This is a genomic window from Deltaproteobacteria bacterium (assembly GCA_009692615.1).
Classification (GTDB): domain Bacteria; phylum Desulfobacterota; class Binatia; order UBA9968; family UBA9968; genus DP-20.
Map to the genome: position 1 here is coordinate 1 of SHYW01000162.1, position 8,736 is coordinate 8,736.

Genomic DNA, 8,736 nt, shown 5'->3' on the forward strand with positions numbered 1-8,736 from the left:
GCCAACCGAAGGAGAACCCAACACCAAAATCTAAATCGACGTGCCAGCTCAACAATAAACCCCAGGGGCTTCAAAGCCCTTTTCTCTTAACCTGACTGGTACACTATTGCGCCGCTATCTGGCACATTTTCTCTCCGCCATTGACACATGCTGCTGCAATAGGTTAACGGACTTTATAGGAATCTGTTGGAAAGGTAATTGGTGGAGCCGAAGGGAATCGAACCCTCGACCTCTTGAATGCCATTCAAGCGCTCTCCCAACTGAGCTACGGCCCCACGAGAAAAAAAGCGGAAGGATAAAGGCGAAACCCTAAATCTCTCTGGACGGATAATATCTAAGTTACTCAGCCAAAAGTCAATCTTTCGGCGTCAGCTAGAAGTTTTTGCCGCCTTCATTCTTCCGCCTTCGCACTTGCCTTCACCAGTTCGGCGGCGTGCTTGCGGGTTTGATCGGTGATCTTCACGCCGCCGAGCATGCGCGCCACTTCGGCGATGCGCGCTTTTTCTGACAGACGCTCGACGGTGGTGAAGGTGCGGCCCTTTTCAACTTCCTTGCTAACCACGAAATGGAAGTCTGCCAAAGCGGCGATCTGAGGTAAATGGGTTACGCTGATCACTTGATGGCGCGCCGCCACTTGTTTCAATTTTTTACCGACGATCTCGGCGACGCGCCCACCGACGCCGCTATCGACTTCATCGAATAATAACGTGGAAACCACGCCCGGCGATAGAACTAAAGACTTGAGCGCCAACATCAAGCGCGACAATTCGCCGCCCGAGGCGATTTTCGCCAGCGGCTTGGGCGGCTCGCCGGGATTGGGCGAAAAATAAAATTCCGCCTGATCCATGCCGCGCTCGCTGAGTTTTTTGCCGGCGATGAAAAACGGCGGCGCATCTTGCTTGTCGTCGTGCACTACGAAGCGGACGTCGAAAGTGGTTTCCGCCAGCCCCAAGCCGCGCGCCTCTTTTTCCATTTCGCGTTTGAGTTTTTTCGCCGCCCGTTGGCGTTCGAGGGAAAGCTTTTCGGCGCTGTCCCAAGCCAGCTGGCGCGCCCGGCTGAACGCTTTGTCCAAAGTCGCGATGTGCTCTTCGCCTTGGTCCAATGCCGTGAGCGCAAGTTGATTGTCATCAAGCATCCGCAAAATCTCTTCGACGCCGCCGTTGTATTTGCGTTTCAAACGTTGAATCTCGGCCAAGCGATCTTCCAATTGTTCGAGCGCGCGCGGATCGAAGTGCGCCTGGCCGGCGTAGCGGCGCAGTTGCGCGGCGGCTTCTTGGAGCTGCGCCAACGAGGAATTGATCAGCTCCAACGTCGGCTGCAAGTTCTGATCGATGGCCGCCAGCTCGCGCAGTTTACCGGAATACTTGCCGAGCCGGCTGACCAGCGCGGCGTCGCCTTCGTACAACAGTTCTTCGCCCTCGCGGCTGCCTTGGTGCAGTTTTTCGGCGTGGGCGAGAATGTTTTTGCCGGCGCGCAACTCTTCTTCCTCACCCGCCTTCAAGCGCGCCGCCGAGATCTCGTCGATCTGCGCTTCGAGCGTCGCTTTCTCTTTGCGCCGCTGTTCCAACGACTCGCGGCTTTGGCGCAGTTCGTTCCACGCCCGCGACAGCGCCGAGAAGTTTTCCGCCATCGTCTTGCCCGCCGAGTCCAAGCCGGCGTAAGCGTCGAGTAAAATCAAATGAGTTTCCGGCTGCAGCAAAGTGTGATGCTCATGCTGACCGTAGATATGCACCAGCGCGCCGCCGACATCGGCGAGGACGTTGAGCGGCGCGATGCTGCCGTTGAGATAAATGCGATTTTTCCCCGAGCGGTTGAGAATCCGTTTGATCACCAACTCGCCGTCGATTTCGAAGCCCGCCTCGGCGAGCTTCGCCGCCAGCGGCTCCGGCACGCTGTCGAACAATGCTTCCACCGTCGCTTCGTCTTCTTTGTGGCGGATGATATCCGAACTGCCGCGCTCACCGGCGACCAAACCCAGCGCATTGAGGATGATCGATTTACCCGCGCCGGTCTCTCCGGTGATGATATTCAACCCCGACCCGAGCTCGATCGCCACTTCCTCGATCACCGCGAAGTTTTTAATGCGCAGTTCACGCAGCATATGCTTGAATACTTACCTTCACTTTGGGAGCAGGGCGGGTCGCGACCCGCCCCTACGAAACAAATCTTTTTTGCGCCCTTTGCGCTTTTTGCGGTTAAATATCCGAATCCGAATTTTACCGCTCACCCCACTTGAGTTTCTCGCGCAAAATTTCGTAGTAGCTGCGCGACGGCAGCTTGATCAACGACACCGGCATGCCGTAATCGCGCGCTTCGACTTTATCGCCGTTGTGCAAGCGCACGCCCGTTTGGCCGTCCGGACTGAAGATCACCGTGTCGCCGAAGGAGCGCAAGGTGACGCGGATGGTCGCGTTGCTCGGCACGACGATCGGCCGGTTGGTCAGCGTGTGCGGACAGATCGGCGCCAGCACGATGGCGCCCAACGTCGGTTCGAGAATCGGCCCCGCGGCGGCGAGAGAATACGCCGTGGAGCCGGTCGGCGTCGAGATTATTAAACCGTCGGCGCGGTAGGTGCACAGATAGTCGGCGCCGACATAAGTTTCCAGATCGATGATCCGGCTGCGCGCGCCCTTGGCGATCACCGCGTCGTTGAGAATGCGAAACTTGCGCGAGCGGCCTTTCTTGTTGATCACTTTCACTTGCAAGGTCATGCGCGGTTCGACTTCGTAGTCGCCTTCGAGGGTTTTGCGCAGCACCGCTTCCAATTCATTGACCGCGACCTCGGTGATAAAACCCAAGCCGCCCAGGTTAACGCCGAGGATCGGCACTTCCGGACGCACCACCAGCGGCGCGATGTTGAGCAGCGTCCCGTCGCCGCCCAAGGAGATAATCAGGTCCGCCTCCAGCGCCATCTCTTTCTTGGTGCAAGAGCGCGCACCCGTGCGTACCAGACCGTTTTCGACGCAGACTTTTATGCCGCGCTTCTTAAGCCAGGGAATAAGCCAGCGGACCATCTTGGCGGCCTTGGGCTCGTGGTATTTGGCAACTAAGCCGACGGTGCGTATCATTGCGGCATTGACTCCAGCGCGAGATTATCACAGGAAGAAAAAAAATGTCCATGATCGGCAGGGGAAACGAGTTTGATTATCCCGATTGTGTGAAATTTCAGAACAAGAATATTCACCACAGAGATCACAGAGTTCACAGAGGCAGGAGCTAATCGATTTCTTTTTTTGCGCCCTGTGCGCTGCCGATCGCCCTGAGCTTCGTCGAAGGGTGCGGTCAATTCATCCGCATCAAACTACCATCTGGCGCAAGCGCGAGCTGAGATAATCGACGAACATGACCAAAGCGATCAACACCAAGACGATCGCCGCCGCTTCTTGATATTGGAAAGTGCGAAAGCTGGTGTTCATCAAGTAGCCGATGCCGCCGGCGCCGATCAAACCCAAGACCGAAGCGGCGCGGATGTTGGTTTCGAAACGGTACAGCGTAAACGAAATCAAATCGGGAAGAATCTGGGGCAGCACGGCGAATGACAGTATCTGCGAGTAGCCCGCGCCGGTGGCGCGCACCGCATCGACTACGCCTTCGTCGATGTTCTCGACTGACTCGGATAGAAGCTTGCCCAGCACCGTCGCCGTGTGAATCGCCAACGCCAGCGTGCCGGCGAAAGCGCCCAAACCCACCGCCGCGACGAACAGCAAACCGAGGGCGAGATCGGGGATCGTGCGCACCAGATTCAGTACCGTGCGCACGGCGTGGTAGACCAGCGGATGCGGCGAGGTGTTGCGCGCCGCGAGAAAGCCGAGCGGAAAAGCCGCGATCAACGCGAGAAAAGTTCCCGCCAGCGCCATCTGCACGGTTTCCAAAGTCGCGCCCATGACGGTTTGCGGAAACGTGTTGTCCCACCAACGCTGCCGCGCCCGCCCGGCGGCCTCGTTCACCGGCAGCGGAAAGACTAATTCGCGCAACGACAAGTTGTCAGGGAAATAATAATTCTTTGCCTCGGTGATCTTGGCGAAATCCGGCGGCAACATGCGCGCCAAGGTAGAAAAAATCTGCGGAATCCCCTCGATCAATTCGCCCGGCCTGAGCTTCGCCCCCTGAAACGACCAAGCGAGCAAAAGGAGACCGACGCCAAACGCAACAAAAAATTTCTTGCCCCGCCGCGGCCGCGTTGGCGCCTGGTTGAAGATATCTTGAGCGTCAGGGTTCATCGCTGGCTACCGTAAACGTAATTGGCGCGAGCCGAAAGGGCCGGTCGCGACCGTCGCCTACGCTGTGGAAAAATTTCTGCTGCTTGACCGCGAGCGTTTACCGTTTCGCTTTCGACAAAAACTCCGCTTCGTTGTATTCCTCGCCGGCGAGATTTTTTAGGCCGATCTTGTCGTACAGTTCGGCCAGGACAAAGTGCAGCGTCGGCTCGTCGTTGTCGGCGGCGATCGCTTCGCTCAGCACTTCGCGGGCGTCGTGAAACAGTTCCTTGGACATCAGTAAATTGGCTTTGAGCACGGCGAAGGTGGTTTTCGACGCGGCGCTGACACTGGACAATTCCGCTAAACGGTTTTTAACCTCGTCGGCATCCGCTGAGCGCAGCAGTTTGAAGGGCACGCGTGTCACGGCAAAACCTTTTTTCTCGATCACCCAACTGTACTCGACCTCGGGCTGCAAGCGCGGCGCCGAAGCGGGATAGGCGATCTTGGTGAGATTGATATTGTCGGCGCTCCAGATCACGCCCTGCGGTCCAAAAACTTTCACCGAGCCCGGCTGCTGATCCATGCCCATCCACTGAAACGTCGGCGCGTCGCTGGTCAGCTTGGTGTTGCGCGGCGACAGCAGAGTCGGCGCTTGCGGTTTGCCGCGCACCGACAGCGCGACATAGGTCGGCGGTTTTTTCTTGCCCAAGAGCAAGCCGGCGACTTCGCGGACTTTGGAGCCGGCGGCGCTGCCTTTGCTTTGCCCCGCTTTGATTTCAAAATTGGGATTTTTCTCGTCCACCGAGATCGTCCCCGAGCCGTCGGTAAAAAATACCACGGCCACCACGTCGCCCTTGGTCTGGATCACGTTGCCGGCATAGAGCGACTGCAACACCGCCGGTTTCGCCGGCGCGGCGCCGCTCGACGCGCGCAATTGAATATCGCCGCGGTTGAATTTCAACTCGGTGATCACCGCCAGCGCGTCTTGTGCATTAACTCGCGCGGCAAAGCCAAGAAGCGAAAACAGCGCCGCCAAGATTATCGATGAGCGTAAATTTTTCATTGCCAATCCCTCCTAAGATAGTTTAGCCGTACTGTTGAGAACCTCATAGACTTCCACCGTTTGCTCGCGACCTTTGACCGCCACCGCGCCGCAATTGCGCACGGTAAAATGGCCGTCGAGCAGCGCCACGGTTTCACGCGTCGCCAGGATCGCCGTGCCCAGTTCTTTGTTCAAGCCCTCGACCCGCGAACCGGTGTTGACCGTATCGCCGGTGACGTCGAATTTTTTGCGCTCGCCGGTGCCGACGATGCCGGCGATCACTTCGCCGGTGTGCAGGCCGATGCCGATGCGCAACGGCGCTAAATTATTTTCTGCCCAGCGACGATTGAGATCGTCGAGGCCGGCGAGAATTTCGATGGCGCTCTCGGCCGCCGCGCGGGGGTGATCGGGATTGGCCCTGGGTGCGCCGAACACCGCCAGCACCGCGTCGCCGATGAAATCGAAAATCGTCCCGTCGTGGCGCTCGATCACCTTGCCCATCATGGCGAACAGCTCGTTCATGCGCACCACCACTTGTTCCGGCGGCAGCCCCTCGCACATGGTCGTGAAGTTACGCACGTCGGTGAAAAACACCGTGACGATCTGCTTCTTGCCGACGAGCTGCTCGTCTTGCTCGACGATCTGTTTGGCGACCTCCATGCCGACATATTAGCCGAGAGATTTGCGCACATGGCGGCCTTCCAAATACTCCGCCCACAGCGCGCCCCAACGGATCGCCATCAGCGGCGTGACGAAGTCGACCCACAAACCGAGATAAGCGAACGCCAAATAACTCAGTGGCACAAGAATGAGCGGGATCGCCACTAGGGAAAGAACCGTCACCACGGTCGGGCTGAACAAGGTGATCAGCAAACTCGATACCAACGTGAAGAGCAGTAAAATTGCCAAGGCAAGAAATTGCCGCGCCGGCTCGATGCGCGAGCGGGTGAGAATCGTCCGGATCACGTTGGCGTGGATTTCCAAGCCGCTCAGCAAACCGTGCGGCGTCGGATAAAAATCGCGGCTCTCTTGAAAGCTCGCGCCGATCAGCACGATCTTGCCGCGAAACGGATTGTCGGCGGCCAATGGAACTTTGGCGGCGGCGAGCTGCGCCAAAGGTCCGCTCGGCAGCATGGCGAAGCTGCCCTGGCCGCCGGCGAAATTGATGCGCCAAGTCTCGTCGGCCTTGATCGCCAACATGGTATTATGAGCGCGCGCTTTACCATCGAGGCGACTCCACTCAGGTAAGCTCAACTTGATTTCACGGCGGTCCGTCAGCGCCGCATCGAACCTGGCCAGATCGTAACCCGCATAGCGCGCCGCCACGGCGAGAGCGAGAGAAGGGAAAATCTTGCCGTCGCCACCGCGTAGCGCCAGCGGCACTTGGCGAATGATCCCGTCGCTATCCACCGGCGCATTGGCAAATCCGGCGATCCCGGAAAGCCGTGCATCGAAGAACGGCGTGCGCCGAAATACGGTACCCTTGTCGTCCTCGCTGAGCGGGCGGACAAAGAATACCGGCACGACTTTGCTATTGCCACCATCCGCGACACTTTCAACGGTTGCCAACAAACGGCTATCCTCGGCGGGATCGGAAGCGACCTTGAACTCGACGTCGACACCGATCGCTTTCGCCCCGCCGCGGCCGGCAAGTTCGATGAGGCTGGCGATATAGCTGCGTGGCAGCGGTTGGCGTTCGCCAAGCTTTTCAAAAGCGTCGTCGTCGATCTGCACCAAAACGATCTCCGCCGACCGCTGCTGGCCGCGTAGCAGCATGAGAAAGTCCAACGCCTTCGCTTCGATCACGTCCAAGTAGCCCATGTAGGAAGCGATCGTCAGCAACAAGCTAACCACCACCCCAATCAGCAGGGATTTGTAAAAGCGCCGCTTGCGCCGTTTGAGCGTCGTCAGAATATTCATTTGCTGGCGGTGATTCTACTTCAAAGTTGCGGCAAAGCCATCTTGGAGTCAACCGATTTTCCGCTAGAAGTATTTACATCACTGCGGCTCTCCGCTCTGTAGTAGCCAATCTCCGTGCAAGATAGTGCCATGAGGTTTTGTCGAATCATCGCCAACCTTCTCCTACGGCTCCCCGGTCAAGCCGAACGCCGCCCAGAAAAACGGTTCGGGAAACTCTTTCATGGTCTTGAGCTGCGCTTGCCGCAGCGCCGCGGATTTCTTTTGGGTCTTCAATTGCAGGTAAAATTATTTCATCAACTCATAGCTGGCCCGATCGTTGACCTTCCATAAAGTCGTAATCACCGACGGCGTGCCGGCGTAAATAAACGCTCGGGTCAGTCCGACAATCTCGTCGCCGTTGCTGATTTTGCCCAGACCGGTTTCGCAAGCCGAGAGCACCACCAAGTCAGCCTTCAAGTTAAGCGAGAAAATTTCCTGCACTGTCAACTTGCCATCCTCGCTGCCGTCGCGCGCCAGCAACAAAGCTGAGCTGGTCGGATCTTCTTGGTTGAACTCGGCGTGAACCGCGAAATGGAGAATGTCGTTGGCCGGGCCCAGAGCAACGACTTTGGCCTTGGTCGCTTGCTCGCGCAGTAAGACCGAGCTCTTGGGATACACCGCGGCGATCTCTTTGGCTTCCCGTTCGGCAAAGCGCAGATTAAAAGCTTCGTCGCCCCTATCGGGATTGCCCAACGCCAACACCGTGTCGCGGCTGGATTTCTTTTTCTCCTTGGTAAACTGCATCAGACTGGCGCTCGACAAATACTCGATGGGATAGTCTTCGATCAAATAGCGCCCGCTCGGCGCGATCAATGCTTGAAACGGTAAGTAGTGCAGCACGTCGTGGGGTATAATCAATAATTCTTTGCCGCGGATTTTTTGCCGCACCGGCTCGATCAACAAACGATAAAGTTCCTGCGCGCTTTCTTTCAACCCGGCGCCCTGGCGCGTCGGTTCGGAAATTCTTTGCCGCAGCGCGCGAACTTTCAATATCAGATCGCGGCGCCGCAGCGGAATCGTCACATGCTCGGCGCGCTCTTTATCGATGATCCAAAGCACGATCTGTTCGGCAGCGACGAAATATTCGAGCAGCGTGGTCTCGCCGTCCAAGCTCGCCTGCACCTGCTTGAGCGTTAGCGGCTCGACGGTCATCAGCGAGGCTTGCTCTTTGTTTTCTTTCCTCACTCTGGCGAGCAACGCGCTATAGGCTTGTTGCGCAGCGCTCAGATCTTGCGCCAATTCTTCTTCGCCGCCCGCCGCTCCGTCGCTCTCTTCGTCGTCGTCCGGCGGCGCGCTCTGCGCTTCCAAGCCGGCGATGCGCGCTTGTAACGCGATTTCTTCATCACGCAATTTCTGATCCCGGGCGAGCACCACTTTGTTGCCGAGATGTTGTAGCAAAGTGATTATGTCAGGGGTTAACGGCAACGTAATTATGTCAGGGTGGAAGGATGACAACCCTGACAATGAAAGACGAGAAACGACTAGACGTAATTCAACAAGTATATCGCAGCGAGATCACCGTGGTTGAGGCCGCAC

Annotated in this window: 7 protein-coding genes and 1 tRNA gene; all 8 read right to left on the reverse strand. The window is 57.5% G+C overall.

What is annotated here, in order from left to right; all coding sequences use genetic code 11:
- Positions 1 to 199: 199 nt before the first annotated feature.
- A tRNA-Ala gene (locus EXR70_24090) sits at positions 200 to 275 on the reverse strand.
- 116 nt (positions 276 to 391) lie between these two features.
- Positions 392 to 2,101, reverse strand: a complete 1,710-nt coding sequence (gene recN, locus EXR70_24095; protein ID MSP41578.1) for a DNA repair protein RecN — start codon at positions 2,099 to 2,101, stop codon at positions 392 to 394.
- A gap of 115 nt (positions 2,102 to 2,216) precedes the next feature.
- Entirely contained in the window at positions 2,217 to 3,068 is an 852-nt protein-coding gene (locus EXR70_24100; GenBank protein MSP41579.1) for an NAD(+) kinase, read from the reverse strand.
- 228 nt (positions 3,069 to 3,296) lie between these two features.
- A complete protein-coding gene (gene phnE / locus EXR70_24105) occupies positions 3,297 to 4,220 on the reverse strand; it encodes a phosphonate ABC transporter, permease protein PhnE (protein MSP41580.1) in 924 nt (307 codons plus the stop codon).
- Positions 4,221 to 4,317: 97 nt separating this feature from the next.
- Entirely contained in the window at positions 4,318 to 5,262 is a 945-nt protein-coding gene (locus tag EXR70_24110; protein ID MSP41581.1) for a hypothetical protein, read from the reverse strand.
- A gap of 12 nt (positions 5,263 to 5,274) precedes the next feature.
- Positions 5,275 to 5,901: an adenylate/guanylate cyclase domain-containing protein gene (locus EXR70_24115; GenBank protein ID MSP41582.1), complete on the reverse strand. Its 627-nt coding sequence runs from the start codon at positions 5,899 to 5,901 to the stop codon at positions 5,275 to 5,277.
- Between the two features lie 9 nt (positions 5,902 to 5,910).
- Positions 5,911 to 7,161: a CHASE2 domain-containing protein gene (locus tag EXR70_24120; GenBank protein MSP41583.1), complete on the reverse strand. Its 1,251-nt coding sequence runs from the start codon at positions 7,159 to 7,161 to the stop codon at positions 5,911 to 5,913.
- 285 nt (positions 7,162 to 7,446) lie between these two features.
- Positions 7,447 to 8,598 (reverse strand): CHAT domain-containing protein, encoded by a 1,152-nt coding sequence (locus tag EXR70_24125; protein MSP41584.1) that lies wholly within the window; start codon positions 8,596 to 8,598, stop codon positions 7,447 to 7,449.
- Positions 8,599 to 8,736: the final 138 nt, after the last annotated feature.